The 22,440-nt window shown below is 40.8% G+C and carries 21 protein-coding genes; 8 read left to right on the top strand and 13 right to left on the bottom strand.

From position 1 onward, the window contains the following. Positions 1-12 precede the first annotated feature (12 nt). Together AKG39_RS09965 and AKG39_RS20255 are read left to right on the top strand one after the other, a co-directional pair. Positions 13-516, top strand: a complete 504-nt coding sequence (locus tag AKG39_RS09965) for a glycosyl-4,4'-diaponeurosporenoate acyltransferase CrtO family protein (protein ID WP_050740242.1) — start codon at positions 13-15, stop codon at positions 514-516. A 97-nt stretch (positions 517-613) separates the two neighbouring features. After that, the gene (locus tag AKG39_RS20255) at positions 614-1,834 is read left to right on the top strand and encodes an SHOCT domain-containing protein (RefSeq protein ID WP_050740241.1); all 1,221 of its coding nucleotides are present in this window, start codon (positions 614-616) and stop codon (positions 1,832-1,834) included. Between the two features lie 68 nt (positions 1,835-1,902). Here the strand turns inward: AKG39_RS20255 and AKG39_RS09955 are convergent, their stop codons facing one another. The 5 genes from AKG39_RS09955 to mtgA form a co-directional block, all read right to left on the bottom strand. Continuing rightward, positions 1,903-3,369: a glycine betaine uptake BCCT transporter gene (locus AKG39_RS09955; protein WP_050740240.1), complete on the bottom strand. Its 1,467-nt coding sequence runs from the start codon at positions 3,367-3,369 to the stop codon at positions 1,903-1,905. 231 nt (positions 3,370-3,600) lie between these two features. Further along, entirely contained in the window at positions 3,601-4,248 is a 648-nt protein-coding gene (mtgC, locus tag AKG39_RS09950; protein WP_050740239.1) for a glycine betaine-specific corrinoid protein MtgC, read from the bottom strand. A 169-nt stretch (positions 4,249-4,417) separates the two neighbouring features. Beyond that, positions 4,418-5,854, bottom strand: coding sequence for a glycine betaine--corrinoid protein methyltransferase (gene mtgB, locus AKG39_RS09945; RefSeq protein WP_278277931.1), 1,437 nt, complete (start codon positions 5,852-5,854; stop codon positions 4,418-4,420). Between the two features lie 32 nt (positions 5,855-5,886). After that, complete coding sequence (locus tag AKG39_RS09940; RefSeq protein ID WP_050740238.1) at positions 5,887-7,440, bottom strand: glycine betaine uptake BCCT transporter; 1,554 nt, start codon at positions 7,438-7,440, stop codon at positions 5,887-5,889. A 45-nt stretch (positions 7,441-7,485) separates the two neighbouring features. Further along, positions 7,486-8,406, bottom strand: coding sequence for a [methyl-Co(III) glycine betaine-specific corrinoid protein]--tetrahydrofolate methyltransferase MtgA (mtgA, locus tag AKG39_RS09935; RefSeq protein WP_050740237.1), 921 nt, complete (start codon positions 8,404-8,406; stop codon positions 7,486-7,488). A 426-nt stretch (positions 8,407-8,832) separates the two neighbouring features. Here mtgA and AKG39_RS09930 point away from each other — a divergent pair, with 426 nt between their 5' ends. Then, positions 8,833-10,254: a sigma-54 interaction domain-containing protein gene (locus AKG39_RS09930; RefSeq protein ID WP_050740236.1), complete on the top strand. Its 1,422-nt coding sequence runs from the start codon at positions 8,833-8,835 to the stop codon at positions 10,252-10,254. Between the two features lie 99 nt (positions 10,255-10,353). On the opposite strand, the gene AKG39_RS09925 is transcribed toward AKG39_RS09930, so the two are convergent. After that, entirely contained in the window at positions 10,354-10,611 is a 258-nt protein-coding gene (locus tag AKG39_RS09925; RefSeq protein ID WP_050740235.1) for an RDAC family protein, read from the bottom strand. Between the two features lie 173 nt (positions 10,612-10,784). Between AKG39_RS09925 and AKG39_RS09920 the strand changes: the two genes are divergently transcribed. The 5 genes from AKG39_RS09920 (at position 10,785) to AKG39_RS09900 (ending at position 15,657) form a co-directional block, all read left to right on the top strand. Next, complete coding sequence (locus AKG39_RS09920; protein WP_050740234.1) at positions 10,785-11,720, top strand: diacylglycerol/lipid kinase family protein; 936 nt, start codon at positions 10,785-10,787, stop codon at positions 11,718-11,720. Next, positions 11,707-12,516 (top strand): phosphatase PAP2 family protein, encoded by an 810-nt coding sequence (locus AKG39_RS09915; RefSeq protein WP_050740233.1) that lies wholly within the window; start codon positions 11,707-11,709, stop codon positions 12,514-12,516. The genes AKG39_RS09920 and AKG39_RS09915 overlap by 14 nt, the downstream gene beginning before the upstream one ends. Before the next feature lie 273 nt (positions 12,517-12,789). Further along, positions 12,790-13,245 (top strand): VOC family protein, encoded by a 456-nt coding sequence (locus tag AKG39_RS09910; RefSeq protein WP_050740232.1) that lies wholly within the window; start codon positions 12,790-12,792, stop codon positions 13,243-13,245. A gap of 44 nt (positions 13,246-13,289) precedes the next feature. Continuing rightward, positions 13,290-14,846 carry an FGGY-family carbohydrate kinase gene (locus AKG39_RS09905; protein ID WP_050740231.1) on the top strand — a complete coding sequence of 519 codons (1,557 nt, stop codon included), beginning with the start codon at positions 13,290-13,292 and terminating at the stop codon, positions 14,844-14,846. Between the two features lie 43 nt (positions 14,847-14,889). Beyond that, positions 14,890-15,657: an SDR family NAD(P)-dependent oxidoreductase gene (locus tag AKG39_RS09900; protein WP_050740230.1), complete on the top strand. Its 768-nt coding sequence runs from the start codon at positions 14,890-14,892 to the stop codon at positions 15,655-15,657. A 198-nt stretch (positions 15,658-15,855) separates the two neighbouring features. Here AKG39_RS09900 and AKG39_RS09895 read toward each other — a convergent pair whose 3' ends face one another. The 7 genes from AKG39_RS09895 to AKG39_RS09865 form a co-directional block, all read right to left on the bottom strand. Continuing rightward, on the bottom strand, positions 15,856-17,622 hold the full coding sequence (locus AKG39_RS09895) for a S8 family serine peptidase (protein ID WP_160316167.1): 1,767 nt from the start codon (positions 17,620-17,622) through the stop codon (positions 15,856-15,858). A 106-nt stretch (positions 17,623-17,728) separates the two neighbouring features. Beyond that, on the bottom strand, positions 17,729-18,349 hold the full coding sequence (locus tag AKG39_RS09890) for a DUF47 domain-containing protein (RefSeq protein ID WP_050740228.1): 621 nt from the start codon (positions 18,347-18,349) through the stop codon (positions 17,729-17,731). A gap of 11 nt (positions 18,350-18,360) precedes the next feature. After that, positions 18,361-19,407: an inorganic phosphate transporter gene (locus AKG39_RS09885; protein ID WP_050740227.1), complete on the bottom strand. Its 1,047-nt coding sequence runs from the start codon at positions 19,405-19,407 to the stop codon at positions 18,361-18,363. A 249-nt stretch (positions 19,408-19,656) separates the two neighbouring features. Next, positions 19,657-20,292 carry an iron-sulfur cluster assembly scaffold protein gene (locus AKG39_RS09880; protein WP_050740226.1) on the bottom strand — a complete coding sequence of 212 codons (636 nt, stop codon included), beginning with the start codon at positions 20,290-20,292 and terminating at the stop codon, positions 19,657-19,659. A gap of 10 nt (positions 20,293-20,302) precedes the next feature. Next, a complete protein-coding gene (locus AKG39_RS09875) occupies positions 20,303-21,466 on the bottom strand; it encodes a cysteine desulfurase family protein (RefSeq protein WP_050740225.1) in 1,164 nt (387 codons plus the stop codon). 11 nt (positions 21,467-21,477) lie between these two features. Continuing rightward, a complete protein-coding gene (locus tag AKG39_RS09870; RefSeq protein ID WP_050740224.1) occupies positions 21,478-21,897 on the bottom strand; it encodes a DsrE/DsrF/DrsH-like family protein in 420 nt (139 codons plus the stop codon). Positions 21,898-21,909: 12 nt separating this feature from the next. Continuing rightward, positions 21,910-22,128 (bottom strand): sulfurtransferase TusA family protein, encoded by a 219-nt coding sequence (locus tag AKG39_RS09865; protein WP_201780268.1) that lies wholly within the window; start codon positions 22,126-22,128, stop codon positions 21,910-21,912. Positions 22,129-22,440: the final 312 nt, after the last annotated feature.

The raw sequence follows: 22,440 nt of genomic DNA, 5'->3' as shown, positions 1-22,440 counted from the left end.
AGGAGCCTAACCATGCAGTTTATTTTTTTACCACCGTGGCTGACGATTTTAGTGTGTTTTATTGTGTGGCCAATCCTGCAGATCACAATTGCGCTTGTGTTCAACCATTTATCGGATTCCAAGATTTTAAATTTTTCAAACTGTTTAAGAACCCGAACCTGGGAAGATGACGGCAAATTCTATAAACGTTTTTTTAGAATCAGCTATTGGCAAAAACTCCTTCCTGATGGGGCTGCGGTTTTAGAAAGCGGTTTTCGAAAAAAGTCGCTTCAGCAAATATCAGTTCCTTATTTGGATAAATTCATTGTAGAAACCTATCGAGCTGAGCTCATTCATATTTTTGCTATTTTGCCTTTTTGGGTTTTCGGTTTCTGGTCACCACCCATTGTTATTTTGTATATGCTTTTTTATGCTTTGGCGGTGAACTTTCCCTGCATTCTTCTCCAGCGTTACAACAGACCCCGGCTTATTCGCCTTCGGGATCGGCTGATTGAAAAAGAAAATCACGATTCTTAGAATAATGCAGCTATTTTTAATTGAAATTTAAAGGGTCCTTATGTAAAATGAGATTAATAAATACAACCAATGCAAAATTAAAAAGGAGACTAGGAATATGGGATTTAAAGATCTATTTAAAGATGTTACCGATCTGGCTAAAGATAGTATTGATTCGATTCAAGCGGAAGTTGCACTAAGAAAAGAGGAGCAACAGCGTCTGAGAGAAGAAATGGAAAACCGCATTAAAAACTTTACCGACGACCTCACATCAAAGCTTCTAAATAACACTGATCCAAAGGCGCTTCCTTTTATTAATGCAAGCGATGAGGTGCTGCTGGACTACACTCGGGATTTTTTCAAGAAACTGTTATTGCCTGCCAATAGTTCATCCGCCACAAAAATTGATATGCATCCCAACGATGAAAAAGCCTTAAAGAATATCCTGAAAACCTTTCCTACCTACACCCTTTCGGAAAAATTTCTGTTGCGGTTCAAAGACTCCAAAGGTCAGATTATACTTATCACAACCAGCAACCTTTATTTCAAAGTTATTTTCCCCGAAAACAATTCTTTTTTCAGCGTTGGATCTGTGCCGAAAGACAAAATAGCTGACATTAGCCTTAATAAAAATGATGAACACTTTCAACTCCTTGTTAATAACATCCCCTTAATCACTTCGGATAGTGACGAGGTTAAAAATTCAGATTTCATAACCATATCGGAATATCTCTATCGTATCAAAACCAATGATTTTACCATTACTGATGATCAGGTCGATGCCTTTATTCAATCAAAATTAAATCCGGGTACATTGGAAATTGTTAAAACCCTTACCGAACCCCATGAAAAGCTCGTCTATTTTGCCTGGGGCCTGGATAGCGCCGCTTCTAAAAAGTTTTTATTGTGCACCGATAAACGTATCGTTCTCTATGACCGGGATTTAGATGAAAAGAAGAGTTTCGATTATAAAGAAATTACTTCACTGACAACCAAACAAAGCACGGTAAGCTTTCTAGACCTGTCCCTGACCTTGGGAATGAATCCCAATGATACCGAGATCCATACTAAAGATGCTATTGAAACCATCAGTATTCTCTATGCAAGAGAAGCAGAACGCGTGATTCAAATTTATAATACGCTTAAACCGGAAGGTTCGACCAGGGAGGCTTCTGAAAACCCAAGCTCTGAACAATCAGCAGCCAACCCCCAGCAGCCGGAAACGCCAAAAGAAGATCCCATTGCAATGATTGAAAAATTAGCCGGCTTGAAAGAAAAAGGAATCATCACTGAAGACGAATTCAACCAGAAAAAACAAGAACTGCTGGCAAAATTATAAACTTTAGTCTCAGCAAAAAAAGGTGTCTGTTATTCCGTGAAATCCGGTAATAACAGACACCCTTTTAATTATTTCTGTTCTTCTTTTTTAAGCGCCTTGTAAGTGGCGACACACATCAATATGATAATGATCACAAATGGCAGTGCCATAATAATTGAGGTGTTTCGCATGGCCACCAACCCGCCGCTTAAAAGCAGCACAATGGCCATCAGGGACAATACAGTGCCCCATATCATTTTGATTTTATTGTCCGGATTCAAATCCCCGTCCCTTGAGAACATGGCAATCACAAAGGTTGCCGAATCCGCCGAGGTTACAAAAAAGGTTGTAATCAGGATGATGGCAATAAATGAAATTATTTGCCCAAACGGCAGGTATGACAGAGTCACAAATAAACCGACCGTCACGTCATTGGTGACCGCGGTGACAATGTTAAACCCTTCAAATATCTCAAAATACAAGGCGGTCCCACCAAAAACAGTGAACCAGATACAGCAGAAAACGGCCGGCATAATAATTACACCTAAGACAAACTCTTTGATGGTTCGGCCTTTGGAAATGCGCGCAATGAAGGTTCCCACAAACGGACCCCAGGAAATCCACCAGGCCCAATAAAAGATGGTCCAGTTGCCCAGCCAGGGATCATTTTCAAAGGGAGTCAGGGCCAGACTCATAGGCAGAATGTTTTGGATATAACCGCTCAGGCTCACCAGAAAGGTATTAATAATAAAGACGGTTGGCCCAAAGAAAAACACAAAGATTAACAGTGCCACCGCAATAATAATGTTGGTATTGCTGAGGATCTTGATCCCTTTATCTAAACCGGTGGTGGCGGAAATTAAAAACAGAATGGTAATGACTACAATAATGATGATCTGCACATTAATATTATTGGGCACATGAAAGAGAGTTGCCAGTCCCCCATTAACCTGTAAGGCGCCCATGCCCAGGGAGGTGGAAACACCGATAACGGTTAATACCAGCGCCAGAATATCCACGGCTTTGCCTATCGGCCCCTTGGTTTTTTCACCCAGAAGCGGGTATAAGGTGGAGCTGATTAAACACGGCTGTTTCTTTCGGAATGTGGCATAGGCCAAAGCCAGGCCGACAATGGCATAAATCCCCCAGGGATGAAGCCCCCAGTGCAAAAAAGCATACCGGAAGGCCATCAAGGCGGACTGACTGGACTCTGCTTCAATTCCCAGCGGCGGCTGGGCATAATGAAAAACCGGTTCGGCAACGCCCCAAAACACCAGGCCAATGCCCATGCCGGCACTGAACAGCATGGCAAACCAGGAAAAATTCGAATACTCCGGGCGATCATCATCGTCCCCTAAACGAATCCGGCCGTATTTGCCAAACGCCAGTACTAAGGTGAAAATTAGGACGCCTAAAACCGCCGCCAGATAAACCCAGCCCAGATTATTTGTAATCAGTCCAAACAGCGTGTCCGTTACCATTAATAAAGTCTCCGGAAATAAAAAACCGAAACCCAAAAAAAGCAATAAGAGAATAATTGAAATATAAAAGACCATCTTGTTTCCTTCCCTTTTCCAGTAATAGGTGCCAAAATTTTAAAGAATCAAACTTTGCCACTTTACTATTCCTACATAGCGATTGGGTATATTGTACCATGTAAACGTATACTTTTCTAGCTGATTTAATCGTTAATCCTTCATTTCCTATACCCTGATCCTATTGTAAAGAGCGCCAAATTTTATTTATTAAATTTTGGCGCTCTTTGGTATTCTTAGCTCTCTATTCTATTAATTTAGTAATTGTTTGCACAATTCCACTGCTTCATCTGCAGTTTCAGCCCAGCCATCAGCACCGATTTCATCTCCCCATTTTTTACTGGTGGGACCGCCGCCAATAATCACCTTGTAATTGTCTCGGATGTTCTGATCACTCAGATACTCAACCAAAACTTTTTGAGATTTCATGGTTGTTGTGAGCAATGAACTGGCAGCTAATATTTTAGCCCCTACCTCATCAGCCTTTGCAACAAAATCTTCGGCCTTTTGATCAATCCCGATATCATAGACTTTAAAGCCTGCTGCGGTTAAGAGTGCGCCTACAATGTTTTTTCCAATATCATGGATGTCACCTTCCACAGTGCCCAGCACAATTTTTCCCTTATCTTCATAAGAGCCTTCACCTTCACCAGCAGCCAGTACGCCTTCCAATACATCCATTCCGGCCTTCATTGCATCAGCTGCCATCATAACATCCGGTAAGAAAGCCTCACCATTTGTCCAGCTTTTACCAACTTCTTCAATTCCCTTGATAAATCCAAGCTGAACCGCTTGAACCGGATCGATTTTTTCTGCTACTACTTTTTCTGCCAACTCAACTGCTAATTCCTCGTCGCCATCGATAATCGCTTCTTTAATTTCTTCAAAAATTGCGTTCATTATATTCTCCCTTAATTCTATTATTTTTATTTTCTAACATAAGCTGATCCTTGACGTCTGTTTATATGAAACAATTTTTACACTCTACNNCGCCTCGACGTTACAAAATTGTTTATATAAACAGACATCAAGGTATAAGAGTTATATTTTTAATTCTTAATTATTTATATTATTTTTTGAGTAATTCTTTTGAACGTTCTTCAATGTATGTCAGGATTTTTTCATTTACTTCCGGGTCCAATGCTGGAGGCACATAGCTTGCCAGAACTTCCTGCCATTTAAGCTTGGCGCGCTGATTGGTATCCAGGCTATCCTTTGACCATCCGTCAAAGGATTGGCGATCGCTTAGGGCTGGTCTGAAAAATTCAAGTTTAAAGTTTTTTCGAGTATGTTTCTGGGTTAAGAAATGACCGCCAGGCCCAACTTTTTCGATAACATCAAAGGCCATTTTTTCATCACTGTCACAATCAAAACCCTTCAGGTATCTTAAAATCATTCCTGCAATTTCATCATCAACCATAAACTTTTCATAGGACATGGCCATGTAGTACTGCAGAATTCCTGCGGTATGCATCACAAAATTCACACCGGTGGTACTGGCTGCAAAGAGAACCATCATTGATTCATAGCCTGCCTGGGCATCTACTGTTTTAGAATCCGTTAATCCACCGCCGCCGCGGCAGGGAACACCGTAAAATCTTGCGAATTGAGCACTTGCTGAAGTAAACAATGCATTTTCAGGGTTCCCAATCGACAACGAACCGGTTGACATGTCGGTTACTGCTGATGTTGAGCCATATACTACTGGAGTGCCTGGATTAATACACTGAGCCAGGGTGATCCCTGCCAGTACTTCGGCATTCTGTAATGATAATGCTCCTGCCATGGTGGCCGGACCAGTTGAGCCGGACATTACCAGTGACGCAATAACCATCGCCTGGCCTGTTTCCGCATAAGCCATTAAGCCCCCAAGCATACGATCATCATATTTAAGTGGGGTCACTGAATTAATTAAGCAGATCAACGCCGGTTTTTCTTTGATGACATCCATTCCGCCATGAAGCAAGGCAGTCATTTCGATGGAATCTTTAGCGTGTTCATATCCTGATGAACTACCCATAAAACATTTATCGGAATTGATAATATGGCTGTAGGCCATTTCCAAATGACGAATTTCATCTTCTACATCCGTTGGTTCAACCACTGTTCCACCGGTCATATGCATATTTTTACTGGCACCGGCTAATTTAACAAAATTGTTATAATCATCCATGGTTGCATCTCTTTTTAGACCATCTGCTTCATAAACAAAGGGTGCTCCGTAGCCTGGCATATAAATAATATTCTCGCCGCCGCAAACCAGGTTGTGTTCCGGGTTACGGGCATGTAATGTAAATTGTGAAGGGGCTTTTTCAACCATATTTTCGACAAACTCAGGATCAAAATAAACCCGGTGACCTTCAACGCGTTGACCATGTTTTTTGAAAATTTCAATGACTGGGTCGTAGGAAAACTCAACCCCAATTTCGTTTAAAATCTTCATGCTGTTTTTATGAATCTTGTCCACTTGTTCTATTGTTAAAATATCAAATTTTGGTAACATCATAAATACCTCTTCTTTTCTTATTTTAGTACGTACTAATCGATTGCCTTTTGAGCACTGCCAACATCTTTAAACTCATTGCTCTTTTTTAATAATTGACTTTCTGAATAATCTGCTTTTAATGCCTTAAGAATACTGAAACACATAACAATCATAATTAACATATATGGGAATGCCGCAACAATGGAAGCTGTTTGTAAAGCCTTCAGCGCCGATGTTCCGCCTACAAGAATTAACATAATGGTGATTAAACCCTGAGCAATTCCCCAGCCGCCTCTTAATTTTTTGTCAGGATCCATGTCTCCGCCGGAAGTCAGCATGGCTAAAACATAGGTTGCCGAATTGGCTGCGCCAACAAAACAAACGACGATTAATACAATGGCCAATATGGAGGTAATCCCATATAAGGGCAGCTGCTGTAACAATGCGAACAGTGCTGTGGTATAATCTGCGCCAACGGCTGCTTCAATGAAACCATTGGAAATAGTATTCAGATTAAATGCTGCTCCGCCGTAAATGGCAATCCAAATCAGCGAGAAGCCTGCTGGCAAGAGCGACACTGCCAAAATAAATTCCCGGATGCTTCTGCCTTTTGAAACCCGTGCCACGAACTGTCCAACAAATGGAGCCCAGGCAATCCACCATGCCCAGTAGAAAATGGTCCAGCCATTTAGCCATTCAACATTTCCCATCCAGAAGGTTTGACCCACAAGATTCTGGATATATGAACCCAATGTATTGGTGAAATTATTTAAGATAAATACACTGCCGCCGAAAACGAAGATAAATACCATAAATGCAATGGATAACCAGATTTTAAGATTGGCTGCTGCCTGCATGGCTTTGTGCAGTCCGGAAACGGTTGCCAAGGTGAATATAACGGTTATGATCGCGATAATAATCGAAACCGTTATCGGCGTTGATTCAATTCCCCAGATATATTCAAGACCGGTGGCAATTTGAGTCGATCCAAGACCCAGGCTGGTCGCAACCCCGAAAATGGTTGCAAAAACAGCGATGATATCAATGGTCTTGCCAATAGGTCCGTGAATTCTTTCTCCGATTAGCGGATAAAAAGCGGAACTGATTAAGAACGGCAAATCCTTGCGGAATTGGAAATATGCCAGTCCCAAGCCGCCGATTGCGAAGATTACCCAGGGATGGAGTCCCCAATGGAAAAACGATACCCGCATGGCCAGTTCCATAGCTGATTGTGTTCCGCCTTCTCCCATGGGAGGGCTGAGAAAATGCATGATTGGTTCGGAAACCGACCAGAATACCAAACCAATTCCCATTCCTCCGCCAAATAGCATTGAAAACCATTGAAAGTTTGTGAATTCCGGTTTATCATCATCCTTACCCAATTTGATCTTGCCATACGGACTGATAACAAGCCCGATGGCAAACACAATAAATAACCCCACTGCCAATAAATACAGCCAACCAAAATTTGTGGTAATCAATGCAAACAATTGATTGAATACCGCGTTGGTAGCCTCAGTAAAGAACATACTCACCAGTACGAAAAGAGCTGCTATTACAATTGATACATATAAAACAGTTCGATCCTTAGCTTTTTTTTCCTGCATTTTAGTTAATCCCCCTTTTAATTAGAATTGACTTGAAGAAACTTTTTAAAATATTTTCATGAGAGGTGTATCAAGCGTTCCTAATTTTGTACCGGTTATTTTGTTGCAATAAGACAACATCGCATCAGTTGTTGCCACTGCCTGATATACCCAGGCTGCATTGGCCATCGGGCCATATAAAATAAAGTCTGCTCCGTGTGTCACTGGAAATGTGAAAACCGAGGCGCCAGCCGCTTCAAAATATGGGCTTCCCTTTGATCTCATTTTCTTCCATAGATATAATGCATTGGAGGATGCACAGCCGCCGGGATAACCATATTGTTCTTTTATATCCCGAATTGCCATGGCGGTCCAACTGCTGCTCGCCACATCCAAAACACCGGGATCAATGAGGAACTGCTGAACACCGGCTCTTTTTGCCTTGTCCAATAAACCTTCTGTTTTTTCATCCCCTACTAAAAGTTTTACCCGTTTAGCCGGTTGCAGATGTTTTTTACTGAAAGCCAGAACAACCGCCGTTTTAACGCCGCATTCTTTCATGACTTCCAATTCATGATCTGAGCAACTTTCTTCCAGGGAATTGTAGATAATTCGGCTCATGGCTTCCGAATCATTGGCGAAATGTTTAAGGGTTAGGATTCTTACCTCTGGACTTGGGCTGTCAAGTAATATTGGGGTAGTGGTATTTTTCAACACAAACTCAACATGTTTGGTTAATGCCATTTCAGTGTCTCCCAGAACATCAACAATTCTTGGATTTCCGGTTTCTTCGGATAATTCCGCTTCTCGGTCTAATAATTCCTTGGCTGCCACCTGATCGAAGATTCCTTTTTCAGAATCCTGCATGATTTTATGACCCCGATAAAATACGCTGCCAATTAGCACCGTCGGAAATTCCCCTGGCTGTCCGCCAATTTTTGTGCCGTTAATATCGTAAACAAATTGATCTGCTGTAAATCTAAACATATTCTGACTCCTTCATAAATTATTAAAATTACGTTGCCTATTCTGTATCTGTTAAACCGAGGACCCAGGGGTTACACCCTTTCTTATCTTCTCCTTTCAAATTTCACAAATGGGTTCTCATGTCATCGATTGATGTTATGTATCGCAAGTACCGTGCCAAATGTTTTTATTCCCACTATTCCTGATTTGTAGCCGTTATCAACAATTCAGAATGGGCATATGCTTTCCATATGTGAAAAAGAGAGCAAGATTTTCCCATTTATGGGAATTTATGCTTTTTTCCTCTTGTTTATCTCTGTGTTTTGATTTATTATCAAGTTTAGGCAATAAAAATAGTCGTAATCTCTAACCTTAAGATTCTAAGTATATAAAATATAGATGAAAAATAACAATCACGATAAATTGTGATAAAAGGAAATGATGATCATGAAGGATAAATTTAATCACAGTCCGGAATACTCTGCCTATTTAGAAACACTGTCGAGCCAATTCTTTTTAGATATTTTAGAAAACAGTTTTATTGAAGTTACGGTTACGGATAAAAATGGCAATGTGCTTTATGCTAATCCGGCCTGCCTGGAATATCATGGCATTCCCGCTGAAAAAATGTGGAAGCTTAATTTTCTAACCTCTTTCCAGGGTTTTTGGACGCCGCCTTCAGCGGCCACTGCCATTCAAAAGAAGCATACCATTATTTCAAGGCAACGCTCACTGCTAACCGATGAGGAACATATTACCATTACCACACCCTTATATGATGATGAAAACAATCTGACCATGCTCGTGTATAATACCTTAAAACGTCAGTCCTTTGTGGAGTTTGACCTGGATTATTTAAACCCAGTGAGTGAAGTAATCGAAGATGTCAACAAGAAGGAAAAAAGAAAAGACCGAAGCGAAAGAGATAAAGCCAGTAATAATATCGTCGGGCGAAGCTATATTCTCTATGCCACCCTTCATAAATTAAAAAAAGCGTCAAAGTCGGATATTCCCATTCTCTTATTAGGGGAAAGCGGGGTTGGCAAAAGTCTCGTTGCCAAGTTTATTCATGACTGCAGCCCCAGAAAATCAAACCCCTTTATTTCCATTAACTGTGCTTCCATTCCCGATAACCTGATTGAAAGCGAACTCTTTGGTTATGTACCCTATGCTTTTACCGGTGCCAGCCCAAAAGGGAAAAAGGGACTGGTGGAAATGGCAAATAACGGCACCTTGTTTTTGGATGAAATTGGCGAATTACAGCCAAATATTCAAGTTAAACTGCTGGATTTTTTGGAAAATAAACGTTTTACCTCGGTGGGGGGGCTTGAATCAAAAACCGTTAATACCCGGATTATTACGGCTACCAATAAAAACCTTGCCCAACGGGTTGCCGAGAATAAATTCCGAGAAGACTTATACTGGCGAATCAACGGCATTACCCAAACCATTCCCTCCCTCAGAGAAAGGCGGGATGATATTTTTCCCATTGCTCAATATTATCTTAAAAATTATAATGAACAATATGCCCAGAATAAAACCTTTTCCACCCAAGTCATTGAATCCCTTATTCAGTACGACTGGCCAGGTAATGTGAGGCAGCTTAAAAATGCGGTTGAACAGATGGCAGTGATGAGTCTTGGCAGTGTTATCGGCATGGACAAACTGCCCGAACAGCTTATTGCATTTTTAAATGATCAGAATATGAAAAAAAGAAAGGTCGTTTTTGACGATCTGGTTGAAACCTACAAACGAACAATTATTGAAAATTATTATGAAACCTACGAAAATGTCAATGAGATCGCAGAGGCCCTTGGTTTAAGCCAGACCACCGCCTACCGGTTGATCAATAAGTATATTAAAAAATAAGCTGAACACGTCTTCTATATTGCTCCTCATTGTTAAACATAAAAAGACCACGTTGCTTTCGCAACGTGGCTTTTTTATCAAAATTTTCTTCGCGCTGTCCTAAAATTTCAGGGATCGGTCTTTCATCCAAAATGATTTCTTATCCCAACTGAATTCGACTTCTGCTTTCATCGCTTTGAAATAGTCATCAATAAGAACATGTAATAATTCAATCTTCTCTGGATTAGTTTCACCCCCGAGTGATTCAATCCACATGCTTTGCCCGCCGCATGCATCACTCAAATGAACCTTATAGTCAAAATTATTTTCCTTAAGTTTTTTATTCAATTCAATAATATCGTCCCATGTAATAATCATTTAAAAAACCTTCTTTCTTCAATGATTTGTTAATTATTATACTAAATCAATACTCTGTAGAAGTCAATTGTTTTTCTGACCTTCTCATTCCTGTCAAATGCTTTATTTTCTTGATTTTCCCAGTGTTATCATTTACACTTTATTAAACTACAGAATTTATGGAGGACTAAGCTATGGATGTTCAAAAATCAAATCTACAACCCATTCGGGTTAAGCTAATTTTTAATCCCGGCTCCGGTGCCAATAACGAATCACCCATGCAAATCATGGCAGTAATTAAAGAAATGCAAGCTTGGCAGCTTATCCCTGAACTCTATTTGATTGAACCCGACAGTAATTTAGAGGAAGTGGTCCAGGATGCCATCAACCATGGTATTGAGATGTTTATCGTCTGCGGCGGCGATGGCACCATCTCTGCCCTAACCAGGGCTCTGACCGGCACAAAAGCAATTCTTGGAATTGTCCCAACTGGGACCCAGAACAATATTGCACTTAGCTTGGGTATCCCCACCGATATTCCCGCTGCAATCGCCATTCTAAGAGAAGGACAGCGTCTGAAAATCGATTTGGGCATGGTCACATGCAACGATGTCCCCACACCTTTTATTGAGCTTTGCTGGGTGGGATTATTTTCAACACTTTTCCCGTCAGGGGATGATATTCAGCATGGCAACATAGCACGTATCGGTGATTTTCTAGGAATTCTGACAACCTCTCCCCCCTCTGAAATTCATCTTCTGCTGGACGATAATCAGGAAATCAACGAGTTGGGTCATGCGGCATTAATCTCTAACATGCCTTATATCGGTCGTCATTATAAAGTTGGAGCCCCCGACGCGTATAAGGATGGCTTACTCGATGTATTGTTTTTTTCTGATCTTTCCAAGCTCGATTTAATCAATTATATTCTTAGCGGAGTGGGCACCGGCATCGAAGAGGATCCCCGGATTCAGCACTACCGTGTACGTGAAGTAGTCATAAATACTGAACCTTCAATGTCTGTTATGGCAGACGGCATAAGTTTGGGAGAGGGTTCGGTACGAATCGAAGTAAAACGACATGCTTTGACTGTACTGGTCGGATCCACTAAGTTAAATGAGAAAGAATAATCGGGATAAGTTCATAAAAGACAGAGAAATTAAACCGACCGAAGAAAGCCACTTACCCGAGCTGGGAATTCCTGAAACATGGAAAAAAATCATAACTGGGATACGTCATATCCCACCTATTTACTGGTTAATCATGGTTGTAGTCTTCTTTGCTTTATTTGTAATAATTGCACCCGCCTATATCTGGACCGTTTTTTCATGGGGTTTAAAAACCCAAAAAACTCTGATTAGTCTGGTGCTTATTTTTGGTTTAATCAGTATTTCCCTTGTATGGTCAGTTGGTCAGCGTATTGATGTTTGGGTTTTTACTTATTTTAATATGCATGGGTGCCGCAGTCCCTGGCTCGATTGGATCATGCTGTTCTTTACTCAAATCGGTAACGGCATTTTTGCTATGATTCTCGCCATTATTTTGTATTTTTCAGGGGAACGTCTCCTATCTTATGCCTTAGTATTAGGCACCTTGTCATTATGGTTTGTGGTTGAATTTATAAAAGTGCTGATCCATCGAACCCGACCCTATAAAAAGATTGAGAATAGCCGAATTGTGGGATCTCAAGCCCGGGGCTATTCATTTCCAAGCGGCCATACCAGCGAGGCCTTTTTTATGGCAACCATTCTATTACTCTATTATCAACCTCATTTTTTCATCTGGATAGGTGTATATGCCATGGCTTTTTTTGTAGGCATTACCCGAATCTATGTCGGCATGCACTACCCCCGCGATGTTCTCGGAGGCACTATGCTTGGTATCGCATGGGGACTTTTAGGTATAATTATCAACAGTTCATTTTAACTTTTTTTCTTTTTTAAATAATCTGCTAATTGTAATAAATATATCTTTTTTTTAATTAATTGTTTTCCCTGACCTTTCAGTGATGAAAACAGCACCAATATTAAAAGGGCTTCCTTTTAATACATTGAATAATCACTACCGAAAATATTTTCTATATTGAAATTATAGTAATCCGATGTAAACTTTACTTGTAAACGTTTTTACGGTTCTTTTCCCTTGAATTTATATAAATTTTTTCTATGGAAATGAACCATAAAGAAAGGAGGAATAATCTTGAATGACAAAATTATTATGGGCTCTAATCACTTCAGTATAACCGTTGAAGATATTGATCGATCCGTTAAGTTCTACAAAGAAGTGATGGAAATGGATTTTGAAAATATTCGTTATAATGTAGATTTAGAGTACATCAGAAAAGTAACTGGCTATCCCGACGGCGTTCTCAATGTTGCTTTCTTATCTTGCCCCGGTCTTCGCCTGGAATTAATCCAATATGTGAATCCAAAAGGACAGATACTGGACGTTAGTCCACATAATGTATGCAGCAGCCATATTTGCTTTGCAACAACAGATATTTTTAAAGCTTACAAACGATGTAAAGATAATGGTATAATCACCAAAAATGAACCCACTTTAATCGACAGCGGACCAAGTACCGGTGCTTATGCCTTTTACATGCTTGATCCTGATCATTACAATATTGAATTATTTCAACCAGCGGTTGTTTAAAAAACCATTCTATTTATAACATTAAATATTTAGGGGGAATAACGATGATAAAGTACGTTGCAGGTATTGATGCCGGAACAACAGGTTCCACGGTCATGATTTTTGACCTTGAAGGGAATCTCATTGGCACTGGATATAGGGAATATTCATGTAAACACCCTCATCCAGGTTGGGTTGAGCAAGATATAAATGATTTATGGAAAGGCATTTGCGAGGCTTCTAAGGAAGTATTAGTTAGAACGGAAGTGGATCCTAAAGAAATCGGTTCTTTAGGCATATCAAGCCAACGCGGAACTTTTGTACCTATCGATAAAGACTGGACGCCGCTGTGTGATTCAATTGTTTGGTCAGACGGACGTGCCGGCGAAGAAGTCAAATGGATTGAAGAAAATATTGGCCGTGATCACTATCATGAAGTGAGTGGTGATCCTCTTTCAGGCATGTGGGCTTATGCTAAGTATAAATGGGTTATTGATAAAAGACCTGAGCTTTATAAAAAAGCATGGAAATTTGTGAATGGTCAGGAATGGTTGTTGCACAATTTGGGTTCAGAAGAATTGTTTACAGATCCATCATCTCTGGCACTTAACGGGATGTTGGATGTGAAAACACTGGACTGGTCAGACGAATTGCTCAAAGCCATCGGACTTGACAAAGACAAGCTTCCTCCAGTAAAAACCTCCATGACACAGGTTGGCGTTATCTCAAAGATGGCTTCCGAATTAACCGGATTTGCCGCCGGTATGCCCATTTGTTGTGGTGGTGGTGATCAACAATGTGCCGCCATTGGATCTGGAGTGATCCGTGAAGGATTAGCTGAAATCACAATAGGTACAGCCGCAGTTATGGTAGCTCACGTGGACAGCCCGAAACCTGATGTTAATCACACTGTTTTGTTTGGAGGCCACGCCATGCCTAACAAATGGGACATGGAAGCTTTGACCTTTGCAGCAGGTGTTACCTTGCGATGGTGGCGCGATACCTATGGTCAGCCTGAAAAAGAAGCTGCTAAAGCTTTGGGCCTTGATCCATATGAACTCATTACTCTGGAAGCCGAAAACGCACCGGTGGGATGTAAAGGATACCTGTTTATGCCGTTTTTCAACAGTCAGGTTTCACCCTACTATCATGATAATGCCACCGGCGGCTCATTGGGATTGACACTTGCTCATGATCGTGGAACGATGGCACGCGGAGTCATGGAAGGTGTTATTTACGAACTTAGAATGAGTGTAGAAGCCATGGAAAATGTTTTAGGCAGACCTTTTGAAGCAATTCGGTTATCCGGTGGAGGCGCAAAATCAAAACTATGGTGCCAAATGCAAGCAGATGTGTATGGCCGCCCTGTCGAAAAACTTAATGTATCAGACTGTACAACTTTAGGGGCAGCCATATTAGGAGCTGCAGGAGCTGGAGTATTTGGCAGCATTGAGGAAGCGGTGGATAAAATGGTTCACACTTTTGGTATTATTGAACCAAATATGGAGAATCATAAAATTTACACCGATATGTACAATATTTTCAAAGATACCTTCTTAGCCCTAAAAGACGCTAATATTTATAATAAATTAGCAGCAGTCACTACCAAATACTGGGGTTAAACTTTAAAACTGAAGCAAAATATAAAAAAGGAGGGTGTTTTGAATGGTGAATATTAGTTTAAAAGATAAGGTCGTGATTGTCACTGGCGCTGCCCAGGGAATTGGTCGAGCGATTGCCTTAAAAATGGCTGAAGCAGAATGCAAAGGTTTGATTGTTAATGACTTGAGAATTGATGATCACGCACGCTCATTGGCAAAGGAAGCAGAATCATACGGCACGGAAGTCCTTTTGATACAAGGTGATATGTGCAAAGAAAAAGATGTGCAAAAATTGATAGATTCAGCTATTACGAAATGGGGACGATTGGACATTATGGTAAATAATGCAGGTATCGCCAAAGCCAATGATCTTTTTACAACCTGTGGAGAAGATTGGGATCTGGTCATTACAGTAAACCTACGTTCTGTTTTCTTAGGAATGAAATATTCAGCTGAGTATATGAAAACACATGGTGGTGGCTGCATCATTAACATGAGCTCAATCGCCGGTATTACCGGTGGAAATACCAGCCCTGATTATGGTGCTTCCAAAGCAGGCATTCTTGCTTTAACTAAATACGGTGCTAAATTATTGGCTAAGTATGGAATAAGGGTCAATGCTCTTGCACCAGGAACAATTAATACCGATATGATCAAACGCAATTTCGAAAATTTGGATGATGAAGCACGTGAAAAACGTTTGACTGCCATTCCTATGGGAAGAATGGGCACCCCAGAAGAAGTCGCTAATGTTGCTTTATTTTTCGCTTCTGACCTTTCCAGTTTCATCACAGGTGATTCATTAATGATTACCGGAGGAAGAAATACCTAAACAAACTGTTGTTTAGAATTCAAAATAAATTTATAAAGTAAAATTTCATCACCTTCTTAATTAATATTTTTAATTCGATACAAGGAAAACCGAAGAACTCTGTTATTTGAACAGCAATCTTCGGTTTTCCAAGTTTTTTCTTGAAATCACCGATTAGCTTTTTACCAAATTATTTTTACTGCTTCATCATGGTACTTGTTATTTAACAAATGGCTGTGCAGTTGGTCCCGGTGCCGGATTGCCTTTAGGCACAACCACTATTTTAATGGCTTCAAGTCTCAGTGACTTTCCTTCAGTTCCGGCACTTTCACCATTTTTCGCCCAGTCCAGCCAGCCATAGTTTTGAGCATGAACCTGGTAATAAACATCAAAGCTGCGGTTGTCTGTACCAGTTAATTGAATTTGAATGGCCTCCAGACGCAAGGACCTGCCCGTGGTGCCGCTCATATTGCCGTCGCTTTGAAAACCCTGCCAACCAATATTCTCGACATGGGTTTGGTACTGAACACCCAAATCGTATCCAGAAGTATTGATTTTTATTTCAATACCTTCCAGTCGCAATGACTGGCCACTGGTTCCACTGATAGCGCCTTTATCCCGCCAGCTCTGCCAGCCAATATTTTCTACATGGGTTCGGTAAGTGGTACTCAGGTCTTCAGTGGGTATTGCTGGACTAATACTTTCTACCGCGGCATCCAAGCGAACCAATCCATTTCCAAAGTAATTATCTCTTCCTGTATTTCCTAAATCCAAAGCCGTATCTTTTAAGGATTTTTCAACCTCGGAAGCCGATAAATTTGCATTCACAGCCTTTAACACTGCACATGCTCCCGAAATTATTGGAGCTGAAAAGGATGTCCCACTTGCAATGGCATAGCCACCATTCATTGTTGTGGTGTAAAGTTCCAAACCCGGAGCTGATAAATCCACCTGATTATTATATTGGGAAAACGCCGCACTGCCGTTTAGATTCGTGGTTGCAGCAACTGAAATAACATTCTCATAGGATGCGGGGTATGAATATTTCCCGGCATATTGAACCAGATCCCCTTCGTTACCGGCCGCGGAAACTAAAATTTTCCCTGCATCTGCAGCATCTGCTACCGCTGTTTTTAATGTGGCAAAGTTATTATATCCGCCAAAGCTCATATTAATAACCTTAACCTCGGGCCGACTGGCCGCATCGATAATTGCTGCACAAATATATGCCAACTGCAGATCCCGATCCTCTTTGTTGACTCCACCAGTGCGGTAAGGTGCAATTCTGATGTCCGCCATGCCCGCAACTCCAGCAATTCCAATGCCATTGTTATTAACCGCTGCAATACAGCCACTTACCATAGTTCCATGCCCGGCCATATCAATAACGTCCGCTGTATCATTCACATAATCATAACCCGCTGCGATTCTGCCTTCCAAGTCAGGATGAGAAACATTTAAACCACTGTCAATCACTGCCACAACAACCGGTTCGTTATTAAATACTTTATCCCAGGTTTTACCTGCGCCGATTTTTTCAAATTGCCAGGCATCTCCGCTTTGGATATAGGTATCATTGGGCAGTGCCGATACCTTAATAACCTGGTTTTGATCCACTGCCAGAACATCCGGGTTTGTTTTTAACTGAGATATAAAATCATCCACACTGATCCCATCCCTGAGTTCTAAAAGATCAACCCGCTCCGAAACCTTTTTTCCGGATTGAATGGCCTTAGTATTAAGTGCCAGGCTTTTGACATTATTTTCGCCACTGTTTGCATAAATGATCACAACCTGCCGATCTGAATTTTCTTCAATATTGATATCCGGAATTTCCTCAAGACTATTAATGCATGTTGTGGCTTCTTTGCTGTTATCAACCAGTGTTTCCTGATTTTCGTTAAAAATTGTCTCTTTATTTTCATTCACCAAATCCTCTGCCATTATTCCGCTGCCCGACAGTAAACATAATACGATTATGCTCACTATTATTAGCATAAATCTCTTGTTAAAATTTCTTTTCATTTTTTCTCTTTTCTCATCGTATTTATTCATTGGACTGCATATACTTATGGATTTTGGGCTGTGACGCTTAAATCAACCGGACAATAATGCGATGCAAAACATCAACGGTTTCTTCAAGATTTGAAGAAGCATCTTTGATATGATGATAAACTTCTCTCATTTTTAAAGCGACCATCGGGTCTTTCCCCGCAAACAGGGTGATCATTCCATCTCTGTACAGCTTCTCAATTTCAATGTGGATATTTCGCATCTTTACAACCGTATCCTCAGATGCATCAGGATTTGATTTTAATTGATCAACTGCTTCTAAAAATATTTCTACCCCATTTTTTAAGTTTTTCAACATTTTGATAATAATTTCATTGGAAATCACCTCAAAAGCTTCCATTGATAATAAAGTTGACTCCGCATATTTTAAAACACGGTTCATCCCAACCGAAATCGAATAGATATCCCCTCGATCAAACGGAGTGCTAAATGCTTCCGTGAGATCATCTTCCATTTTCATCCTGACAGTGTCAGCTTTTTTTACATACTGGACCAACTCGTCTTCTTTAGCCTTTGATCTACTCCTGACCCAATCATAAAGAGCCGTGACCCCTAGATAATTACACCGTGCCTGTTCAGAAAGCAATTCATAAAAACGATATTTAACCGGAAAGATGCGATCGATTATATTTCTTTCCATTTTCCCTCCAATCATGCCATATTCAGCAGTAGATTCATTGCCAGGTAAATACCTGCCGCTATGATTCCGGCTAAAGGTATGGTAATAAACCAGGCCACAATAATTTCCTTTACTATTTTCCAATTCACCATTTTATACGCATCCGCAGTGCCAACCCCCATAATACTACCCACAATAATCTGGGTTGATGATACCGGTGCGCCGGTTAAATTCGCACCCAGAATGGAACCCAGGGAAGCCAATTGGGAATTTATACTGTGAATCGGCTTGATCTCAAAGATACCTCTTCCCAGTGTTTTCATGATCCGCCAACCACCCATCATTATCCCAACAAACATGGCAAAACCGCCAATGAACCGCATCCACAGCGGTGCCGTTTCCACCATGCTTCCACTTGCCGCTGCCAGCGCCAACACAAATATTCCCATTATCTTTTGAATATCATTGGATCCATTTGTAAAAGACAGTAATGAAACAATAAGCCATTGACTCCTTTTAATCCACCGATTGATGCTGATTTTAGCGTTTCTCAGCAATATCTCGGATATCTTTTCCAGGATAAATGCCAGCATAAATCCGATAATCGGAGAAATGATCAATGCGATCACCACTTTTACAATGCCGGTTACTTCATGATTCGGGCCCACCAGTTCGGCCCAACCCCATAGAATATGCTCAGGGCCCGCGGAAACCATAACGGCCCCGATAATACCACCCACAAAACTATGGGTGGAGCTCGAGGGCAAACCCAACCTCCAGGTAATCAGATCCCAAAGGGTTGCCCCCATAATAGCTGCTAATAAAACCATTAAAAGAAAGGCATCGGTTGGCAAACTGATGACACCCGATATGGTATCCGCTACCAGATTTCCGCCAAGAACAGCCCCTATAATCCCAAAGATTGAAGCCAGAATAATTCCCTGTTTGGGTGATGCCGCTCCGCAATTAATAAAGGTTGCCACCACTGCGCTGGCATCATGGAGCCCATTGGTAAATGTAAAGACCAGGCCTATAAGAATAACTAAGATTAAAACAAATGTTGTACTTACCTCGATCATCTGACAACTCCTAATATTTTTGATAATATTTTTGATGTACATGCCTTTCTTTTCTGAATACATACCCAGTTATCCCATTAAACTAACTTTTATGAATTTATTGGTTATTCTAACGTTATAATCACACAGCAATGCATTTTAAATAGCAGCTCTATTTTTTTATATTGGTCATGCAAAGTTCATATTTATCGTCACAAAATCAAAAAGGAGACCTCCACCGCATGGAGCATCTCCCTTCGACATCTTTTCTTAATCCGTAAATTCAACCGTCACCTTATCGATATCCCATAAGGACTCAATCTTTTCGATGGCATCTTCTTTAATGGCATTGGCAAATTGATGGTTTTCAGGCAAGTCCAAAACGATTCGGACATTTCCGTCCTTTATCACAATTTCCTTAACCAGGTGAGTCGCCACCATATCCAATCCTTTAATGGGATTCATGACCTTTTTCAATCGTGCTCGGACGATTTCTTCAGTGGTGTCTTCTTTATTGATGACCAGTCCGTGTTTTTCTTCGTAATTCTGAATGGCAGACCGCAACACCTCAACCGCCAAAACTGAACAGTGGGTCTTGATTTTAGGAAGACCGCCCAAAGCCTCGGAAGCCTCCTTCCAGGTAATTTTCTTAGCTTCATCAATGGTTTTTCCTTTGGCGAGTTCCGTAATAATGGAACCTGTCGCAATATTTGAAGCACACCCATAGGATTCAAATTTTATATCGGTGATTATTTTTGTTTCCGGATCCACTTTTAAATAAAGAGAAACCATATCCCCGCAGGCGGGACTCCCTTCTGTGGCTTTACCATCAGCATCCTCAATCTTCCCGGTGTTTCGCGGATTTTTAAAATGCTCCAGAACAATATCATTATATGGACTTGCCATTATATACCTCCTAGCCTTTGCCTAAAGGACTTATTTTTCTTAAATTTTCCACAATCTTAGCCAGGTTCTCCACCACAAAGGTCACCTCATCCATTGTATTAAATCTGCCTAATGTGAATCGGATCGACCCATGGGCTCTTTCATGATCCCCGCCGATTCCGGCAATCACGTGGCTGGCCTCCAGGGATCTGCTGAAACATGCCGAGCCAGTACTTACCGCAATTCCGTACATATCAAGATGCAGAGTGATGGATTCCCCCTCGACATAATGAAAGGTGATATTGGCATTTTGAGGTATCCTTTTTACCGCATCCCCATTTAAAATTACATCCGGTATTTTTTCAAACACCTCTTCAATGATTTTATTTCGCATCGCTGCCAAGCGTGTGTTCTCTTCATCGGTAACCAATTCAACGGCCTTGGCAAAACCCACAGCCCCGGGAATATTATCCATTCCCGCTCTTAAATCAAATTCCTGAAAGCCGCCGTCCATTAATTTAGCAATGGGGGTTTTTTTTCGGATGTATAGTCCGCCAATGCCCTTTGGCCCGTGTATGGTATGGGCGGATACGCTAATCAGATCCACATTCATTTCCCGGACATCCAAAGGAACCCGGGTGAAGGTGTGGGTTGCATCGGTATGAAACAGAACACCCTTTTTATAACACAATGCCCCTATTCTTTTAATATCCTGGATAGTGCCGATCTCCTGATTGCCATGCTGGATGGAAACCAGGATAGTTTCAGCGGTTATTAATTTCTCCAGGTTGTCAATATTTACAAACCCAAACTCATCCACCTCCAGATAATCCACCTTGAATCCTTCTTTTTCCAGTGTTCTGGCACTGTAAAGCACAGGAAAATCCTCGATTTTTGAAACAATGATATGTCTGCCTTTTTTCGATCCCAGAGCCTTAGCCACACCTTTGACGGCCAGATTGCTGGATTCGGCACTTCCTGATGTAAAGATAAATTCATCCATATCTGCCCCTAGATATCTGGCCAGCCTGCCCCTGGCATCCTCCATAGCTTCTCTGGCTTCAAGTCCCAGGGAATAACCAAATTCCGAGGTTGCCACCGAATAACTTTCAAAATAAAATGGTCGCATCGCTTCCAGAACTTTCTCATCAAGACGCGTTGCCGCGGCATTATCCATATAAAAAACTTTTTCCATGATTTCCTCCTTTATATGAACAATGTAATTGCCGAGTTTCTGGCTTCCTGGATGTAAGTGCCCACCGCACCATATTCATCAATGAGCTCTTCCCTTAAATCCTCCCGTTTTAAACCCATAATATCCATGGTCATTTCACAGGCGATAATTTTTCCCCCCAGTTCCTTGAAATCCGCCATCAGTCTTTCCAATGAAACAACATTGCTTTTTTTCATGCGCTTCAACATCATTATTTTCCCCAAGCCCAGAAAATTCATTTTGGATAAAGGTCCTTTTTCCAAGCCGCCTTTTTTAAGCCGCAAAAGCCCCCAAAAGGTAAAAAACAATGACGTCTCCATCCCCATGGCCAAAGCCCCATTGGAAACAATCAGCGTACTATAGATTTTGTCCATATCTCCGCTTTGGACAATAATTGTGGTTTTATCACTCATCAGACAACCTCCCTATTTAAGAATCTTTATTTTCCAAACTTTCTCGTTTTCATCGATACTCACAACTTTTAATGACAATGCATCAGCAGCCATGGGAATTTCCTTCTTAGATGCCGGATTATCTCCGGTGATTTCAATGATATCTCCCTGCTCCGCTTTTCTTACTGCTTTTCTCATTTCAACCAACGGCACCGGACACGTTTCCCCTCTTACATCCACATGAATTTCCACTATAACGATACCTCCTTATAAAATTTAAACCAATAAACCTAATTTTTGAATTTCTAACAAACAGAAACAACAGTTAAATCTGATTCTTATTAATATTGTTTACCCTTTTAATAGGAAGTTAATTTAAAAATTTTAAATAATTAAATTAACATTTCAGACTGCTAATAACTCCTGATTTAGTTGATAACGTTATCATTGCAATCAAATAAAGCTACTTTACCATAATGAATTATTTCCTTGGCTTTTTTATATTTTTTCAATTAAAACTGATTGTATCTTGTATACTGTTTGTGGTAAAGTTAGTAAAAAACT

The organism is Acetobacterium bakii (genome assembly GCF_001263355.1).
In the GTDB taxonomy this organism is placed as follows: domain Bacteria; phylum Bacillota; class Clostridia; order Eubacteriales; family Eubacteriaceae; genus Acetobacterium; species Acetobacterium bakii.
This window is presented reverse-complemented; position numbering and strand designations above follow the sequence as displayed.